Here is a 16,200-nt window from a genome sequence, read left to right on the forward strand (position 1 = left end):
GTTATAATACATCGGCATAATTATCTTTTACATACCGGGAAATATAGGTGCTTAATTCCTTCCCTTCCTGCGCCCGCTTTTTCATGGCTTCCACATGCCGCTTACCCGGTTTGTGGTAATTGTATACATATACACCATCAGAGCCTCTGAAACGAATGTGTATGCAATCAGCACCTGCCTCATATAACAGCACACCTGAATTGCCCGAGAGGTTTTTATACCGTTTCATATGCGCTGGTTTGCTGCTGCTTAGTTTAAACGATAAATGGCAAAGTTAAGCGCGGTAGCAAAGCTTACCCATAACAGATAAGGCACAAACAACCAGGCTGCTATCCGCTGCACGCGCCTGAACAGGGCAATGCAAAACAAGATGCTTACCAGCAACAATACTATGTCTGTTAAAGCCCAGCCGATCAGATGCCACTCAAAAAACAGGAAAGACCAGAGGAAATTCAGCGCCAGCTGAAAAAAGAACAGACGCAGCGCATTGTTACGGGCAAAAGAAACAGGCATGCGCCATATCAGATACAGGCTGATGCCCATGAGTATATACAACACCGTCCATACCGGCCCGAATACGGAGTTGGGCGGATTAAAGGAAGGCTTGTTCAATTGTGGATACCAGGTATCTACGTTGCTACTGGTGGCTATACCTGCCACCGCACCTACCGCCAGCGGAATGGCCAGAGATATAATTAGCTTGCCCCACTTCATATTGTTATTTTTTTTGCAGCAATATCATTTGCTTCAGATTCACCAGCTTCTGCTGTAGAAGCGAGCGGGTGGTTTCGTCCGTTACCGTTCCGTCTTTTGCTATCTTCTTTGAGGCTTCCGCTACCAATACTTCCGGCTGTTGCACCACCGCCATATTCATGGTTAAAAAAATGGGCTCAAAAGCCAGCTGCATACGCACCGTACCCCATAAGCTGATAGTAGCGCCTATTAAAGCCACCGGTTTTTTCAGGAGTGGGGAATCTTTACCCCTCGAAGCCCAGTCAATCGCATTCTTCAAACCGCCCGGTATAGAGTAGTTGTATTCGGGCGAAGCGATAAGGAAGCCCTCTGCCTTAGCCAGTTTATCGCGGAAAGCGGTAACCGCTTCCGGGCGCTCCTGGGCAGCGGGCAGGTCCAGATCCTGATTGTACAGCGGCAAATCTGCTATAGAAACAATTTCCATACTTACTTCTTCGGGTAGCAACTGTTGGGCTGCCTGAAGCAAATACAAATTGTAGGATTCCTTTCGTAAGCTGCCGCAAAGCGCCACTATATGCAGATTTGTGCTCATATGGTATAGATTAGGGTTTAGTACCCGAAAAGATCATACCAGATGTGCCATACACATTATTCCACTTCTTCTATTTTCTCCTTTAGTTCCTTCATTGTCATGTTATACATCTCGCTATGGCGGTTGTTAATACGCTGGGCCAGGTGTACATGTGCAATAAAGTCCTGCACTATCTGTATTTTATCACTGGGCGTTACTACCAGCAGCTGTAGATGTAGTTGCTTACACAGCTCCATCAGGTAAGTCGCTTTTTCTTCATCCTGATTACTGAAGCTTTCATCTACGGCAATAAAGCGGAGGCTTTTACTGTTGCTACCCTCGCGTGTAATGCCAAACTGATAGGCAATGGCGCTACAAAGAATGGTGTATGTCAATTGCGCTTTTTCACCACCCGACAGCTGGCCCATCTGGCGGTAGGTTTTCTTCAGTTCGTCTGTATTTCTATATTTTTCATCGGCCCAGAATTCAAACCAGTTGCGTACATCCAGCACACGGGCGCGATAGCTTTCGCTTTCGTCCAGGCTGGCAATAAGCGGCTGCACCTTGTTGCGGAAATGCCAGGCTTTGTCCTCAAAACTATTCTGCTGCCAGTTGGCTGCCTGTGGCAGTGCTTCCAGCAACTTATTCCGGAATTCTTTTACGGAAGTATCTGTTACAGAACGTTTGCCCAGTTGTATATAAGTATCAGGCAGTCGGTTAAAATTGATGCCGCCTAAGCTCTGGTTCAGTTTAATAATGCTGTTGTTAATACTACGCTCCCAGTTTTCCAGTTCCTCACTCAGCTCGCCCATTTTGTATACCATGGTTTCGTGCAGGTAACGCTCAAAATCCTTTTTAAAGCGGGGCAGGTTTTCCGACTCAAGCTTACCCAGCCATTCCACGTATTCAATAGTATAGGCCGCGTCTTCCGGAAACTGTTGCACATCGCCCACCCAGTCGGGAAAGCGTTGCTGTAAATCCTGTGATGGGTTTTTGATGCGGTTAATGGCTTTATTCAACTGGGTTTCTTCGCGGTGTACGGTATCCTGTAAGCGTTCTACGCCATTGCCTATTAATACCTTTAAGCTATCATAAATACCATCAATGGTATCCAGTGCAGGTGTACCTATCTGTTCTGTATACGACTGTTGAAACTGTAACAGCTTGTCTTTATCTTCTTCTCTGATAAACTGTAGCAGATCACGCAGGTTTTCCTGTTCAGCTACCATTCTGTTAACGTCGTTCTGCCGCGTAGTACGCTGTGCAAACAACTCCTCTCTATACTTCTCCAGTGCAGCGCGCTTCTGCTGTAACTCTTCCAGTTGCTTCGTCAGCTCTTTTAACTGGTTATTGCTCTGGCTGAGCGATTTCATCTGCTCTTCAATAGTGCGGATGGCACGCTGTAAGGCGGCCACATCAATTTCAGCGAAACCTCCATGTTGTTGCAGGCGGCCTAAAGCCATAAACTCTTTATTCAGTTTATCCTTTTTACGCTTACAACGTTGCAGGGTTTCTTCTGCCAGGGCAATGGTATCGGCCAGCTGATTACGTTTACGTATCAGCGTTTCTTTTTTCTTTTCGTTATTCCAGCCCATTACATAACTGCCTGCATCATTTCTATGCGGGCGGTCATCCTTCTCATGCCGGTCACGGTTTTTAATTAAGCCGTGCAGGGTAATGGCTCTGTCGTAACGTTCCAGTGTTTTTTCATCATCCAGGCAGCTGTATGAAAACTGCTGCACCACCTGTTGCTCCACCCAGTCAGCAAGGGGATGTTCAGGGTGAAAATCCAGCTTATAATATACCGTACCGCTATCGGCATGTTGCTGTAACGCAGAATCAATAACATGATAATACACCAGCCTGCCACGCAGGTTGGTATTGTTAACGTATTTATTTACCCGCTTATAATGATGGGTGGGTATCAGCAGGCGCAAGGCAAACCCATGCAACAGCTTTTCCAGTGCCGGTTGCCAGGCCATCTCTTCAGACTTTACCTGCATCAGCTCTCCCGCAAAGGGCAATTCACTGGTATCTATTTTTAAAGAGTCGCACAGTTCTTTCCGCATCTGAATCAGGTTGGCAGGAATGTTATTGCGGCTATGCAACAGCGCATTTAACTCCCTTTCAATATCATCCTTTTCCTGCCCACCCTTTGTTAATAAACTGCGGCTGTCAAACTCATCATCCTCATTTAACCGGGTTTCGCGTTCAATACGCAAACCTGCTTTGTGCGCTTCGTTCTTTATTCTTTTATAGCCTGCTTCGTCTGTTACACTTGTTTCAGATAAATGCAGGGTATCGCACCAGTCGCTGAATAAGGTTAATGAGGTTTCTGCCTGTTTTAGTTTGTCGCGGGTATCGTCCAGGTCTTTTTCCAGTTGCTGCAAACGCTGGCCGGCTTTGTTCTGGTCTATCTGGTTGCGGGTTACACGCTCCTCTTCTATTAACTCATCGGTTTCTTTTTTTGCCGCTTCCAGCTTCTGCTGCAAATCGGCTAACGTAACCTGCGACTGCTGTATCGTTTCGTGCAAAAGGTGGTGACGGGTATAGCGGTTCCAGATAGTAGCAGTTTCAGCCTGCTGCTTCAGGTGTTGCAGCTGCTGCTGGTTTTGCTGGTGGCTGGTAAACAGCTGCCCCAGTGGTTGCAGCAACTTAATCTGCTCCTCTACTTTTTCAATATTCCTTTGAGCTTCCAGCAAAGTACCCAGGTGTTTTTTCAGATCCAGAAACTGCTCTTCCATGTTGCGCGGTTCCAGCATGTGCATGCGGATAAACTCATCCAGGTTACCCAGCACTTTAATACCTACCGTTTGGTTAAACAGACTTAAGGCTTGCAGGCTTTGCATGCCCAGCACTTCGGTTAACCGTTGCGCATAACCACTGGCAGCCGAAAACCATTCTACCTGTTTGCGGCTGCTGCTTTTATTATACTGTTTGTCAATTCTGCGTTTCCAGTCGCCCCCCAGGTCAAACGGCTTAAAGTCGTCCTCTATTTTTAAAGCTTTGTGCGCCACACCAAACATGCGCTTCATATCGCCACCGGTAAAATAGCGCACCTGAAACAAGGTTACCAGTTGCTGTGCTTCGTTGGCAAAATGTGCCAGCAGTATGCTGTAGGCCTCGTCTTTGCTTTCGCGCAGGTACAGCGTTTTGGTAGTGCCTGTGGTATCGCTGTTAATAGTACCATAGCCACCCAGTACATAGGTTTCCTCGGTACGGTCGCCCTTTTTTTCACTGCCGGATGACTGGTTGTAAAAACGATACTTTTTTTCCGGCACTATCAACGTAAGCAGGGCATCTACAAATGTAGTTTTACCGCTACCGTTAGAACCGGTAAGCAGGGAGGTTTCGCCCCCCGGCCGTATGCTATGTATTACCCCATCGAAGGTGCCCCAGTTAAACACTTCCATATACTGAAGGCGAAAACCGGATTTATGACTGTCGGTGCTGAATACGTTTAGCTGCATGTTCGCTCAATTGTTGCTTAAACTGGTCTAATATTTCGCCGTCTACTCTGGCTTTGATAATCTTTTTAATGCGGAACTTCTGCTCGTCAGATATATCATTGTTTTCAATTCTGTCGAGAAAGCCGTTCTCTTCTGCCCGGTCAATCAGCCGGTCCAGCTCTTTCACAAACTTTACCCGGCTGGCGTTTTCTTTAAAAAACAGTTCTGCATATTCTTTTATCTCGCGGCGCTTTTTTATCAGTTCTCTGTTGGTAACCTCTCCTACTTCAAACTCCGCCATCATATCGCGCAGCAGTACCAGCAATACACTTTCGTCGTAGGTAAGTGGGCGGCGCTGCATCCAGCTTACGCCTGCTTCATCCTCTTCACTAATGGTATGCTTCAGATAGGCGTAGCCATCCTCTTCATCCAGCACCAGCGTAAGCCCCAGTTGCTGCACAAAACGGGTAAGTTCCGTTTTGTATTGTAACAGCCTTTCCCAGGCTGATTTTTCCACATACTCCACCGGCCCTTTCAGTAATTTGATAAACACCGGTGTATAGGGTAATATTTTGTCTGGTATGTTCATTCGTTCTTTTCTATTTACTAAACAACAGATAAGGCACTTCTATAAACTTAGTCTGCTGCTCATTTACAGGTATGTGTTCGGTTATGTTTTTCATAATCTGTACACGGCTGCCTTTATCACGCAAAAAGCTATAGTAGGCTACTATTTCGGCAATGCCATTTTCCAGCCCTGTTTTCTCCACCACCTCTTTCAGGGTAGCGGTTTCCTGTTGCTTCAACAGCGTTTCTACCTTACCCCAAAGCTTTTTCTTATCCACAAAACTGGTATTCAGCATGCGGTTAAAGCGCTCCATATCCCCAATCTTTTCCTCGCCCGATAATGGCTGCTTAATTATACCGGCTGCTTTTTTCTGCTCGGTGGTAAGCCGCCGGTCCATGGATAGTTTTATCTCGGCGGATTGGTCAATGGGTATACCAACCGGTATTTCCTCTTCTTCATCCATCAGCTCAAACACCAGCTCTTTAATGTTGCTGATCTGCTGACGTAAGCGGCGGTGAAAAGCAATTTCTTTTTCGGTAATAATACGGCTCAGCTTTTCTGCCATTCTATCGTTGGCATCGTATACGGCACGCCCCTGTTGTAACAACAGCGATTTAATATTCTGTAAAAAGTTATAATCTGCATCAATCACACGCTCGTTCAGCAGCTGCATCAACTCATCGGTAAGGTTACGCCAGTCTTCCTGCCCGGCGCGGGAAATCAGAAAGTCGTAAAACGCATAAAAGCTCTTACCCTGATCGCTGTTGCGGAGCGAATCGTACGACTCGAAGGCATAGCCGATAATGGCGCCTTTATTCAGTTCAGCACGGGTGTGCTGCTCTACTATGTCGCGGTGAATTTGTTTGAAGTTATCCTCTACCTCCCGGAAATCGCTGATGAGTTCGTAACAGAGGCGGGTAAATAATTCCAGCCGCTCCTGTACCTGGGCGTTGCTATATACCTCCACAGGGGCGCCCATTTCCAGGGCTTTTATCTCTTTGTCTATTTCTGCACGGCGGTTTTTCAGTTCTTCCAGGCGGCGCACGCGGTCGTCCTCTGTTTTCTCCACCATATCACGCAGGGAGGAGAACAGCATTTTAAAACGGCTTTCCGTACCTATAAACTGACGTTTCTGTAAGCTCTGCAACCACTGAAACAGCTTTTCGGTATGGGCGCTCAGCTGGTATAATACTTCCCCCTCAGGGCCGGGCAAATCCTGTAACAGGCGCTTCTGCACCCAGTTAAGCAGGTATTTACGGGCGCGGCTTTCTTCATCCTCTCCAAACTCAATACGGGCTTCCTCAATATCCTCGGTACCATCGGCATGGGTACTCAGGGTTTCGGCAAGCATGCTTACCAGCTGGGGTTCCTGAATAGAAAAGAGGTTGGCATCTTTAAATACCTGGTATAAAAAAGGCAGTACCCAGTGTGCATTGCGCATACGCAGCATTTGCACCGATGGGGAATTTTCTATCGTAAAAGCGATCTCTGAACCTGGCATACGCGTTACAAGCTACGGAAAAAGGGGAATGAAGGTAATATATTACAACCATTTTCTGCGCCTGAACCAAACGTATATCAACGCGGTAATTACCGCCATCAGCACCAGCGAGCCCGGGTAGCCCCATTTCCATTTTAATTCGGGCATAAACTCAAAGTTCATCCCGTAAATACCCACAATAAAGGTGAGGGGCATGAAGAAAACCGAGAATATGGTGAGAATGCGGATGGTTTCGTTCGTTTTCTGAGAGGATATGTTGAAATAGATGTTGAGCAGGTGGTTGGTATTTTCTGACAGGGAATCGAAAATAGCCTGCTGTTTAATATGCAGGTCGCGGATATCGCGGGTGTATACATTGCTGTGCTCCGGCGCGTCAATTTTATCTACCATATCAAACGAAAGGGTCATCAGCCTGCGGATAACATCCGATTTCCGCTTTAAATAGTACAGCCCTTTTAAAACAGGGGCTTTCCGGTTTTTGAGAAACACATGCTTTTCAAAGTATTCTATTTCATCTGTAAGTGCAGCTGCGGGCTCATTAAATGAGGTGAGGCCGGCTTTTACTATTTCGTTCAGCACATGGGCAGGCTTTTTACATTCGCCCTTTTTAACCACGCCTTCACTAATATGTTCCAGTGCTTTCCAGGGCTCTTTATGAATGGTAATGATATGCGCATCGGCCAGGAATACGGCCACTTTGTTAGACAGTTCTTTTACCGTATCGGCTTCTTTATCATCCTGCGGATCGTATACGCGTAGTATTACGAAGGTATAATCTGAAAGCCGCTCATATTTAGGCAAATGATCTGACTCCAGTGAATCTTTCACCGACGCTTCATGCAAACCATATTCTTCCGCCACCCGGGCTATCTCCTCTTTTTCTGCACCTTCAATATCTATCCACTCGTAGGGGAGGCCGTTTTTCTGGGCCAGTTTTCTAATCATAATTCAGCACACTGTATAGCTTATAGCATTCAACAGCTATGCCAACAGCTATGTTTGCAGGCCGCAACAGACAGTAATGTAACCTGCGCCACAGACGGCCATTTACCCGCACCCAACGCATACTTTTTTATCTATTTTGTATACTATTTGGAAAAAAGCACTCATCTTTTACTATAACAGAACCATAATCAACTGATTAACAATGCCATAAAAGCAAAACACCCTATTCACACAAATAATACTTTATTACTGTATTTATATAACTTTACCTACATCATTCTACTGCTTTTAACGCTTGTATATGAAAACGAAACTGTTAAGGGAAATTACGCCCCTTACACCCAACGATTGTTTTACAGTTTTCTCCAGGGAGAAGGCTGCTTTTGACTTTCCCCTGCATTACCATGAGGAGTTTGAGTTGAATTTTATTACAAACGCAGCCAACGCCAAGCGTGTGATTGGCGACCACATGGAAGAAATAGACGAGCTGGAACTGGTGCTGGTGGGGCCTAATCTGCAGCATGGCTGGTTTACCCATAATTGCACTACACGGGCTATTAAGGAAATAACCATTCAGTTTCACCGCGATTTGTTTGATGAGAAGTTTCTGCACCGCAACCAGATGAGTTTTATCCGTAATATGCTGGAACGCTCAGTACGGGGGGTGCTGTTCTCCCGCGAAACCACCATGGCCATTATGCCCCGGTTAAAGGAACTGCCGCAGAAACACGGGTTCGACTCGGTGCTGGAGCTATTGTCTATACTACACGATTTATCTACCTCCCGCAATATCAGAACCCTGTCTGATGCAACTTTCCGCAATCTGGAAAGTTACACGTACAACAGCCGGCGTATTGAAAAAGTGATGTACTACCTCAACAGCAACTTTGACAAAAACGTATCGCTGGGCGAAGCGGCTAAAATATCTGCTATGACAGAGGTGGCTTTCAGCCGTTTTTTTAAGGCGCGCACCGGCAAAACCTTTGTAGATACGCTGAATGAGGTACGACTGGGCCATGCCTCACGTATGCTGATAGATACAACCCAAAGCGTAAATGAGGTGGCTTATAAGTGCGGATTTAATAACATGAGTAACTTCAACCGCATCTTTAAGAAGAAAAAAGACTGTACACCCAAAGAATTCAGGCAGGCTTACACTTCCTCTGGGGTACGCACATTTATATAAATGGGCTAATTATCAAACATTTATATATACGGCGTATTAATTTACCTGCATTTTTAATAAATAAAGCTTTTTTTAATTGCTTTGAATTATAAAGACGCATTAACTTTACAACATCAACATCGACAAAAACAATAGATCACTCTATATATCGCATTTAAGATGGTGTTTTTCATAGGTTAGCAACGGCCTGCCCTGTCTAGGGCTCAGGCCTATTTTTTTTATAGGACCTCTGGTGTTTATAGATTGGTTAGTCAACGGCCCTCACACTTTCGAATATCTTTGCTTATTACTTTTTTCAGAACAAGCTTCCTTTTTACTGTTTGGCAAAGGATGTGCCAGTACCCATTCTATCATAACGCCCTTACACATCGTTTTATTTTTACTACTTACAGCGTTTTAACACCCAAATAGTACCATAACCTACCCATTCCATTGTGTATGCGACACTTACCATATGGTAAGCTTTTACACATTTGCTTTGATTATTTTACATTTGACGCCCGATTTACACAGATTAAATTTTTCAGTATGCAGGAAGAAACGCCGGGACTTACTCCGGAGATATTACAGGATCTGGTAGTAGCCAAAATGCCGTTTGGAAAGTATAAAGACGCTATCCTCTGTAATATTCCTGTATCTTATCTGGAATGGATGCACCGCAATGGTGGTTTTCCCAAGGGTAAGCTGGGTATGCAGCTGGCTACCTTATATGAGATAAAAATCAATGGCCTGGAGGATTTACTCAGGCCATTGAAGCGGAAATTCTAACAGTTCTGTTGCCAGTGACTGCTAGTGAAACACAGTCATGGCGGGGAAATACCAGCCTGTGTAAGTAAGCGTTTTCTTTAACTCACCAGTAGCAGCATTGTAAAAATGTACCCGGTTAATATCGCCGGTAAACTGTCCGTTCACTGTAGTTACAATCAACTCGTTATGCCGGCCGTCGTATCCTACTGCCGCACCGTAAGAATATTCTCCTTCCGGCAGGGTTATAAATGGCTTGTCCACCGAGGTTTTATTGCTGTTTACGTACTTGTATATTTCACGCCCGCCGGAAAATGAGCCATTGCGTACAATAAATACTGCATTTTCTGAGGTAGAAACGGCCATAGAGGTGCTGCGCCATGCGCCCCAGCCACTATACGTTTTAATGGGCAGTTTTACGGTATCGGTGTTCAGTGTGGCGGAGTTGATGCGGATAAGGTTACTATCTGCCGTTACCCATACGTTACCATCTATACCGGTAACAGGGCCCATATTTACCCCTTTTACTCTTTTTACAAAACCGTAGTCACCGGCATTAATTACCACCAGGCCACTGTCTCTGGAAGCTATATACACATTGTTTCCGGCTTTTACCATGTTGCCTACGTAACCAGTTACATTCTGCAGCTTTGCGTTAACTGCCAGTGGCGCTAAGCCCAGCAGGTATACCCCGCTGCCGGTACCCAACAAGCCGGTATTGCTGTTAATGCCCAGAAAAGAATGCCCATCGTTACCAGGCATTGCCTCCATACGGCCGGTTTCCTTCAGCGTATTGGCATCGCACACCACCAGCGGACCACCTGCCTTTACTACCATGTATAGCTTGTTTTCGTAAATGGCGGTATACTGTAAGGTGGCAGATACTTTACCCAGCGATTTATCCGGATTTTCCTTTGTATACACATTGGGTACCAGCGAATCTGCACTACGATCGTAAAAAAACAGATTGCCTGTTTCGTGACCAAACCAGCCCTCATTCACAATAAAAAAGCCATTGGAATACCTGCCCGTGGCGGCAGGTGCAGCCACATCATCGTTTTTACTACAGCCCATAGTAACCACCATTGCCAACGCCGCTACTGCCCCTACCGCCTGGCGGCTCAAAATCCCTCTTTTCATCCAGTTCATGTTTGTATTGTATAATAGTTGTAAACACACCTATCACACTTCCGGAATGCACAGGCTACCGCCATTTACCACGGTAAGGTGGCAAACAGAAATAGAACAATAAGAAACTTCTTATTTGCTTATTGTATTCAAGCCTCAATCCCCGAAAGCTGTGAATGCAGATGCAACGGGCAGGTCTTCTGGCTTACTGATCCGTGGATGGCCTTCCCGTACCTGTTACAGGTACAGTGGCATTGGAGATTCCATCGGCGGTGAATACATCACCTTACAGTTTACAGCTGCGGGACAGCTCCGGTATTACACCGGATTCCCTTTTAATGCACTTTGCGGGTACCACAAAGCGCAACCTGATGCGCCGCAAAGGTAGGGCAGGCACCTGCGATAACATGCAGAATAACAACGAAATGTTAACAGTTAACCGCATTCCAGGTTAAAAAACGATAAATTAACGGGCTAAACTTTAAAAAAGTCTTAGTTGTGCAATAAATTTACCATCCTGAGCATTTATAATCACGGTATCACCAATTAAATAACCCCCAATCTAAAAACGTGATCTTTGATGAAGAGAGTAATGATTATTGCAGCAGTATGTTTGAGTGCTTTTACATCAATTGCCTTTAGCTACACGAACAAAGGAAAATTTACGGACGACAAGAAGAAGTTTGCATCCCTGCTGAACGAGAAAACAGATATGGCAGCAGCACAGCGCATGTCCGATTCTGTTTACTATCAGCTGAACCTCGATTCACTGGGTTTATCACAACAAGCGTTTTTTGAAGCTTACAAAGGCTACCAGTTTCTGTTAGAGAAGAACAAATTGAAAAAACCGGAACTGTTAACCATTTGCGACTTTAGCCAAAGCAGCACGCACAAGCGGCTGTATGTGCTGAATGTGAAAACCGGGGAAGTACTTTTTAACACGTATGTAGCACATGGCCGCAACTCAGGTGCTGAGTTTGCCACCAGCTTTTCTAACCTCAACAGCTCGCACAAAAGCTCATTGGGCTTTATGGTAACTGCCGAAACCTATAGCGGTAAAGCAGGTTACAGCATGCGCTTTGATGGTCAGGAAGCAGGCATTAACAGCAATGTTCGCATGAGAGATGTGGTAATGCACGGCAGCACGTATGTAAATGCCGACAGAGGAGATGATGGTCAGTCTATGGGCAGAAGCTACGGTTGCCCCGCAGTTTCCTACACAGAGCACAAAGCAATTATTAACGAGATTAAAGATGGCAGCTGTTTCTTTATTTATCATCCGGACGGCTACTACCATCGCAGTTCAAAAATTCTGAACGCCGATTTTGCCTGGCCTTCCATGCAACCTGCCCTGGCAGAGAATGCACCGGTAAGCGCACCAGTGGCTCCGGCAACCAGAAGCTGATAACAAAACGATATCCCTTACAACAATCAGTTTTTATAAACGGCCTGAGGGGTGGTAAAACACCTTACTCAGGCCGTTTTTTATATGCCGGTGTCTGAAGCTTTGTTTTCCAATATGTCAAAGAACTATGTCTGCCGCTGTTAACACCAGGTAAAGCGGGAGGCAGAACGCCTCTTCCACTTCCCGCTTTTGGCGTGGCCCCGGAGCTACCGGCGGCAGACATAGCAATGATACGATGCGGGGGAGGCGGTTTTTGCCGGAAAGTAGGCAAACGACAGTTTCAAGTATGCAAACGACAGAATGCTGTATGCAAACGACATCAAAGGCCACTCAAACCCTTATGTAGCCTATATTCTGCGTCAGGTACAGCCAGCAGCAAGGATTTCAGCTCCTGTTTTCCGCAAATCCGTCAGATTGTCATTTTTTACAATTCTCTGCTTCAGCAGCCAGAGCGAAGGGGAAGCGAACCCGTGGCGAACCCACACCGAAGGAACGGCGAAGGGAAAATGCACGGCAAAATGGCAGAAAAGCTACACCTGATGCTTATTCCATCGTTTTTAGCTCTAGTCTACACTCCAGCCCCAATGTTTCAATCACACAACAAAGTGTTTCTAATGAGGTCTAAATACGACTGTGAAAATATGTTAAAAGCAAAATATCCTTTGCTTTTGTATGTAGTGTATTTTACCAGATAAAAGTAAAAAAGTAAGCAATCAGCTGACAGAAAATACCAGCAAACAGCCCCAGCCAAACTTCGCCGGTGGAGTGATCGTTTAATATCAGGCGAGAGGTACAAACCGCGCCGGTGGCGATGATTACTACTGATAAATCTAAACCCTGGTGGGTTTGGTATACAAAGCAGGTAAGTATTACGCCTACCAGTATGCCTGCCATACCCATGGCATGCATGCTTATTTTAACAAAGTTGTTGAAGATAAGGCCTGCTACGGTGGTAAGGAATATGCCCAGGTAAAAGAATTTGAGAACGGAAGGCTGGTCTTTAAAGTTTTTGCTCAGGTACCACATCCACCAGTAAAAGAACATGGTGATAACGTAAGGTACAATACGCTCCTTTTGAATACGCAGCATAATGCTGGAGATGAATTTCAGCCTCCAGAGCAGGAATACGGCGAAAGCGGGGAAGAAAGCGGTGGTCCAGAAAGTGCCCAGCAGGCGAACGTTCATGGTATGCTCATCCATGCCCGCAAACTCGTAAGGGAAGCGGAACATTACCCACAGGAAAAAATAGGTTGGAATAAACAACGGGTGCAGCAGATAAGAGAACAATTTTGCCAGCAGGCGCACCGGTTGCGGGGCGTTGTATACTTCTACCGCCGCCGCTTCATTTTCAGCACTCATCAATGTATCCATCTATATTACAGCTCTTTACGTAACCTGGCTACTGGAATATTCAGTTGCTCGCGGTATTTTGCCACCGTACGGCGGGCAATATTGTATCCTTTTTCCTGCAATAACTCGGTGAGGCGTTCATCGCTCAGCGGCTTGCGTTTTTCTTCGCCTTCAATCAGATCGCTCAGAATTTTCTTTACCTCACGGGTACTTACTTCTTCGCCGCTTTCGGTACTTAACGATTCGCTGAAGAAAAACTTGAGGCGGTAGGTACCAAATTCTGTTTGTACAAACTTGCTGTTGGCCACGCGGCTTACGGTGGATATATCCAGGCCGGTAATTTCCGCAATGTCTTTCAGAATCATCGGGCGCAGGGCTGTTTCATCGCCTGTAAGGAAAAATTCGCGCTGGTAGTTCATAATGGCATCCATAGTGCTCAACAGGGTATGCTGGCGCTGCTTAATCATATCTATGAACCACTTGGCAGAATCAATCTTTTGCTTGATGAACATCACCGCCTCTTTCTGGCGTTTGTCTTTCTTGGCACCTCTGTCATACTCTTTCAGCATATCCCGGTAACCTTCGCTGATGCGCAGGTCGGGTGCGTTTTTAGCATTGAGGGTCAACTCCAGCTTGCCGCCGGTGTTGAGTATAAAAAAGTCGGGAACTACATAGCTCTCTGCCTTGTTAATCTCACCCACATTGCCACCTGGCTTGGGGTTGAGTTTAATAATAGCGTTGATTACATCGCGCAGCTGGTCATCGCTGAGATTAAGGCCACGTTGTATTTTCTCGTAGTGCTTTTTAGTAAACTCTTCAAAGTATTTCTCTAATACCTGAATAGCCAAACCAACCTCTTTACCAGCTATCAGCTGACGGCGCAGTTGCAGTAACAAACATTCCTGCAGATCGCGGGCGCATACACCCGGTGGATCAAACTGTTGAATCTGGTGAATAATGGCTTCAATTTCCTCATCTGAAGCATCTACATTCTGGCGGAAAGCCAGATCATCAGAGATAGAAGATATTTCACGACGCAGATAACCATCATCATCCAGGCTACCTACAATCTGTTCTGCAATCTTAAAGTTTTTTTCATCCAGCGATAACAAGCCTAACTGATCCAGCAGTACATCATGAAAGCTGCTTTCAATTTTAAAAGGCAATGTTTTTTTGTCATCAGAGTCCGGGTAATTATCGTCACGCAGCTTATAGTCGGCTACATCATCATCCCCATCAGAAACATACTCGCTGATGTCGATGTTTTCGTATTCGTCTTCGCTGCCATCCATTTCATACTCCTCATCCGGATTTTCAAATTCCTCCTGTTGCTCCTCGAAATTGTCATCATGACTCTCTTCGGTAACTTCCAGTGCCGGGTTCTCTTCTAATTCTTCTTTGATGCGCTCTTCCAGGTTGGCAGTAGGCACCTGCAGCAATTTCATTAACTGAATTTGCTGAGGCGATAGCTTCTGAAGTAATTTCTGTTGTAAAGATTGACTAAGTGACATTCGTTTTTACCTAAGGATCGTCCGTACAAAAGTTATTTTTTCGCGGTAAATTTACATACTATAAGCCAATCGGATGACTAAAACTCTCATATTACTGGTGATGGCCCTGGGCGTATACAAGGTAGCGCCGGCACAAACACCTGCCGATACGGTGGTTAAAGCTACTGACAGCCTGTATTTATTGTCTGCCGCACGTATAAACCTCTTATCTCAAAAAAACAGCACGCCTGTTCCGGCCAACTATTATTCCAAACACCTGCCATTCTTTTGTGATAAGGAATTAAAAATAGAAAAGTTATCTGGTATTCCCTTGCGTTTTCGCCTCGGATCTCTGGAATATGTAAACAAACTGGAGGGTAAACCCTAAAAGCGTTCCAATCTTTTGTTCCACGGCTATGTACAGCTGTTCCGGTGTGCTTGTCTACGACATGGCGTAGACAACTATATTCACCCCAAACTTCGTATTATCCTCTGCCAGAAAGCGTTTATTGCGAAAATCGTAGTCCCATTCGCAGCCGTAGTCTTTGTTGCTGTACAATACACCTATGCGCCCGTTAACAACAATTGCCTTCAGATAATCGTGTACCAGATCATCACCCCAGCCATTTAATTCAAAAGAAGTAGTGGGTGGTCCTTTTTCAAAACGGAAAAAGGAATGATAGAGTTCATGATTATTGGGGATTTTTTGCAACGATCCGGGGCCAAATAAGGACTTCATCTGCGCTTCGAACGATTTGGCGAACAGTCCGTCGATATCATGGTTACAATCGTCCACAAAAACAAAGCCTCCGTTCTGCACGTATTTTTTAAAATGAGCGGCCTCCTGCGCATCAAACTGCACCAGTTTATGACCGCTGAGGTAACAGAAAGGCGCTTCGAACAAATCGTTGGAAGAAAGGTCTATCACCCGTTCCTGTAACTGTACGGGTATGGTGGTATACTCTATCAGCGAATTGAGCAGATTGGCGGGCATGCGCTGGTCTGTATCCCAATCGCCGGAGCGGTATCGCAGGCGGGTAAAGGTGAATTTGCTGGCTTTCTTCATGTATACTGATTACCGATTTAATACTGCCGCTGGTGTATTTTTTTAAAATTGATGATTTTATATGTATAATTTCCTTTCCGGATCGTTTTTTTAGACAAAATACG

The 16,200-nt window shown here is 45.5% G+C and carries 15 protein-coding genes and 1 riboswitch; of the genes, 4 read left to right on the forward strand and 11 right to left on the reverse strand.

Annotation, left to right across the window (positions count from 1 at the left end; genetic code table 11):
* Position 1 precedes the first annotated feature (1 nt).
* Genes IEY13_RS23430 through IEY13_RS23460 form a run of 7 tightly spaced genes read right to left on the reverse strand, consistent with a single transcriptional unit; the run spans position 2 to position 7,727 of the window.
* Positions 2 to 229 (reverse strand): hypothetical protein, encoded by a 228-nt coding sequence (locus IEY13_RS23430; RefSeq protein ID WP_188956824.1) that lies wholly within the window; start codon positions 227 to 229, stop codon positions 2 to 4.
* A gap of 20 nt (positions 230 to 249) precedes the next feature.
* Positions 250 to 714 (reverse strand): TspO/MBR family protein, encoded by a 465-nt coding sequence (locus tag IEY13_RS23435; RefSeq protein WP_188956826.1) that lies wholly within the window; start codon positions 712 to 714, stop codon positions 250 to 252.
* A gap of 4 nt (positions 715 to 718) precedes the next feature.
* Complete coding sequence (locus IEY13_RS23440; protein ID WP_188956828.1) at positions 719 to 1,285, reverse strand: NADPH-dependent FMN reductase; 567 nt, start codon at positions 1,283 to 1,285, stop codon at positions 719 to 721.
* A 56-nt stretch (positions 1,286 to 1,341) separates the two neighbouring features.
* Positions 1,342 to 4,734 (reverse strand): ATP-binding protein, encoded by a 3,393-nt coding sequence (locus IEY13_RS23445; protein WP_188956830.1) that lies wholly within the window; start codon positions 4,732 to 4,734, stop codon positions 1,342 to 1,344.
* Entirely contained in the window at positions 4,700 to 5,302 is a 603-nt protein-coding gene (locus tag IEY13_RS23450) for a DUF4194 domain-containing protein (RefSeq protein ID WP_188956832.1), read from the reverse strand. The genes IEY13_RS23445 and IEY13_RS23450 overlap by 35 nt, the downstream gene beginning before the upstream one ends.
* Before the next feature lie 10 nt (positions 5,303 to 5,312).
* Positions 5,313 to 6,782 (reverse strand): DUF3375 domain-containing protein, encoded by a 1,470-nt coding sequence (locus IEY13_RS23455; RefSeq protein ID WP_188956833.1) that lies wholly within the window; start codon positions 6,780 to 6,782, stop codon positions 5,313 to 5,315.
* A 42-nt stretch (positions 6,783 to 6,824) separates the two neighbouring features.
* Positions 6,825 to 7,727 (reverse strand): magnesium transporter CorA family protein, encoded by a 903-nt coding sequence (locus IEY13_RS23460; RefSeq protein ID WP_188956835.1) that lies wholly within the window; start codon positions 7,725 to 7,727, stop codon positions 6,825 to 6,827.
* Positions 7,728 to 8,028: 301 nt separating this feature from the next.
* Here IEY13_RS23460 and IEY13_RS23465 point away from each other — a divergent pair, with 301 nt between their 5' ends.
* Together IEY13_RS23465 and IEY13_RS23470 are read left to right on the forward strand one after the other, a co-directional pair.
* On the forward strand, positions 8,029 to 8,913 hold the full coding sequence (locus IEY13_RS23465; RefSeq protein WP_188956838.1) for an AraC family transcriptional regulator: 885 nt from the start codon (positions 8,029 to 8,031) through the stop codon (positions 8,911 to 8,913).
* Positions 8,914 to 9,441: 528 nt separating this feature from the next.
* Positions 9,442 to 9,681 carry a DUF3820 family protein gene (locus IEY13_RS23470; RefSeq protein WP_188956840.1) on the forward strand — a complete coding sequence of 80 codons (240 nt, stop codon included), beginning with the start codon at positions 9,442 to 9,444 and terminating at the stop codon, positions 9,679 to 9,681.
* Between the two features lie 21 nt (positions 9,682 to 9,702).
* On the opposite strand, the gene IEY13_RS23475 is transcribed toward IEY13_RS23470, so the two are convergent.
* Positions 9,703 to 10,797 carry a DUF5074 domain-containing protein gene (locus IEY13_RS23475; RefSeq protein ID WP_188956842.1) on the reverse strand — a complete coding sequence of 365 codons (1,095 nt, stop codon included), beginning with the start codon at positions 10,795 to 10,797 and terminating at the stop codon, positions 9,703 to 9,705.
* A 161-nt stretch (positions 10,798 to 10,958) separates the two neighbouring features.
* A riboswitch (cobalamin riboswitch) is annotated at positions 10,959 to 11,172 on the reverse strand.
* A 193-nt stretch (positions 11,173 to 11,365) separates the two neighbouring features.
* On the opposite strand from IEY13_RS23475, the gene IEY13_RS23480 reads away from it, so the two are divergent.
* On the forward strand, positions 11,366 to 12,190 hold the full coding sequence (locus IEY13_RS23480) for a murein L,D-transpeptidase catalytic domain family protein (protein ID WP_229687991.1): 825 nt from the start codon (positions 11,366 to 11,368) through the stop codon (positions 12,188 to 12,190).
* Between the two features lie 684 nt (positions 12,191 to 12,874).
* On the opposite strand, the gene IEY13_RS23485 is transcribed toward IEY13_RS23480, so the two are convergent.
* On the reverse strand, positions 12,875 to 13,561 hold the full coding sequence (locus IEY13_RS23485; protein ID WP_188956843.1) for a hypothetical protein: 687 nt from the start codon (positions 13,559 to 13,561) through the stop codon (positions 12,875 to 12,877).
* A gap of 5 nt (positions 13,562 to 13,566) precedes the next feature.
* Positions 13,567 to 15,051, reverse strand: coding sequence for an RNA polymerase factor sigma-54 (rpoN, locus tag IEY13_RS23490; protein WP_188956845.1), 1,485 nt, complete (start codon positions 15,049 to 15,051; stop codon positions 13,567 to 13,569).
* A 73-nt stretch (positions 15,052 to 15,124) separates the two neighbouring features.
* On the opposite strand from rpoN, the gene IEY13_RS23495 reads away from it, so the two are divergent.
* On the forward strand, positions 15,125 to 15,418 hold the full coding sequence (locus IEY13_RS23495; protein ID WP_188956847.1) for a hypothetical protein: 294 nt from the start codon (positions 15,125 to 15,127) through the stop codon (positions 15,416 to 15,418).
* Between the two features lie 54 nt (positions 15,419 to 15,472).
* Here the strand turns inward: IEY13_RS23495 and IEY13_RS23500 are convergent, their stop codons facing one another.
* Positions 15,473 to 16,096, reverse strand: a complete 624-nt coding sequence (locus IEY13_RS23500) for a DUF4159 domain-containing protein (RefSeq protein WP_188956849.1) — start codon at positions 16,094 to 16,096, stop codon at positions 15,473 to 15,475.
* Positions 16,097 to 16,200 lie beyond the last annotated feature (104 nt).

Origin of the sequence: Filimonas zeae (assembly GCF_014641615.1) — a bacterium.
In the GTDB taxonomy this organism is placed as follows: domain Bacteria; phylum Bacteroidota; class Bacteroidia; order Chitinophagales; family Chitinophagaceae; genus Filimonas; species Filimonas zeae.

Excerpts from the sequence above, each read along its gene's own strand:
- IEY13_RS23475 (WP_188956842.1), bottom strand. The coding sequence starts at position 10,797 with ATGAAAAGAGGGATTTTGAGCCGCCAGGCGGTAGGGGCAGTAGCGGCG.
- IEY13_RS23435 (WP_188956826.1), bottom strand. The coding sequence starts at position 714 with ATGAAGTGGGGCAAGCTAATTATATCTCTGGCCATTCCGCTGGCGGTA.
- IEY13_RS23465 (WP_188956838.1), top strand. The coding sequence starts at position 8,029 with ATGAAAACGAAACTGTTAAGGGAAATTACGCCCCTTACACCCAACGAT.
- IEY13_RS23455 (WP_188956833.1), bottom strand. The coding sequence starts at position 6,782 with ATGCCAGGTTCAGAGATCGCTTTTACGATAGAAAATTCCCCATCGGTG.
- IEY13_RS23440 (WP_188956828.1), bottom strand. The coding sequence starts at position 1,285 with ATGAGCACAAATCTGCATATAGTGGCGCTTTGCGGCAGCTTACGAAAG.
- IEY13_RS23480 (WP_229687991.1), top strand. The coding sequence starts at position 11,366 with ATGAAGAGAGTAATGATTATTGCAGCAGTATGTTTGAGTGCTTTTACA.
- IEY13_RS23430 (WP_188956824.1), bottom strand. The coding sequence starts at position 229 with ATGAAACGGTATAAAAACCTCTCGGGCAATTCAGGTGTGCTGTTATAT.
- IEY13_RS23445 (WP_188956830.1), bottom strand. The coding sequence starts at position 4,734 with ATGCAGCTAAACGTATTCAGCACCGACAGTCATAAATCCGGTTTTCGC.
- IEY13_RS23460 (WP_188956835.1), bottom strand. The coding sequence starts at position 7,727 with ATGATTAGAAAACTGGCCCAGAAAAACGGCCTCCCCTACGAGTGGATA.
- rpoN (WP_188956845.1), bottom strand. The coding sequence starts at position 15,051 with ATGTCACTTAGTCAATCTTTACAACAGAAATTACTTCAGAAGCTATCG.
- IEY13_RS23470 (WP_188956840.1), top strand. The coding sequence starts at position 9,442 with ATGCAGGAAGAAACGCCGGGACTTACTCCGGAGATATTACAGGATCTG.
- IEY13_RS23495 (WP_188956847.1), top strand. The coding sequence starts at position 15,125 with ATGACTAAAACTCTCATATTACTGGTGATGGCCCTGGGCGTATACAAG.
- IEY13_RS23500 (WP_188956849.1), bottom strand. The coding sequence starts at position 16,096 with ATGAAGAAAGCCAGCAAATTCACCTTTACCCGCCTGCGATACCGCTCC.
- IEY13_RS23485 (WP_188956843.1), bottom strand. The coding sequence starts at position 13,561 with ATGGATACATTGATGAGTGCTGAAAATGAAGCGGCGGCGGTAGAAGTA.
- IEY13_RS23450 (WP_188956832.1), bottom strand. The coding sequence starts at position 5,302 with ATGAACATACCAGACAAAATATTACCCTATACACCGGTGTTTATCAAA.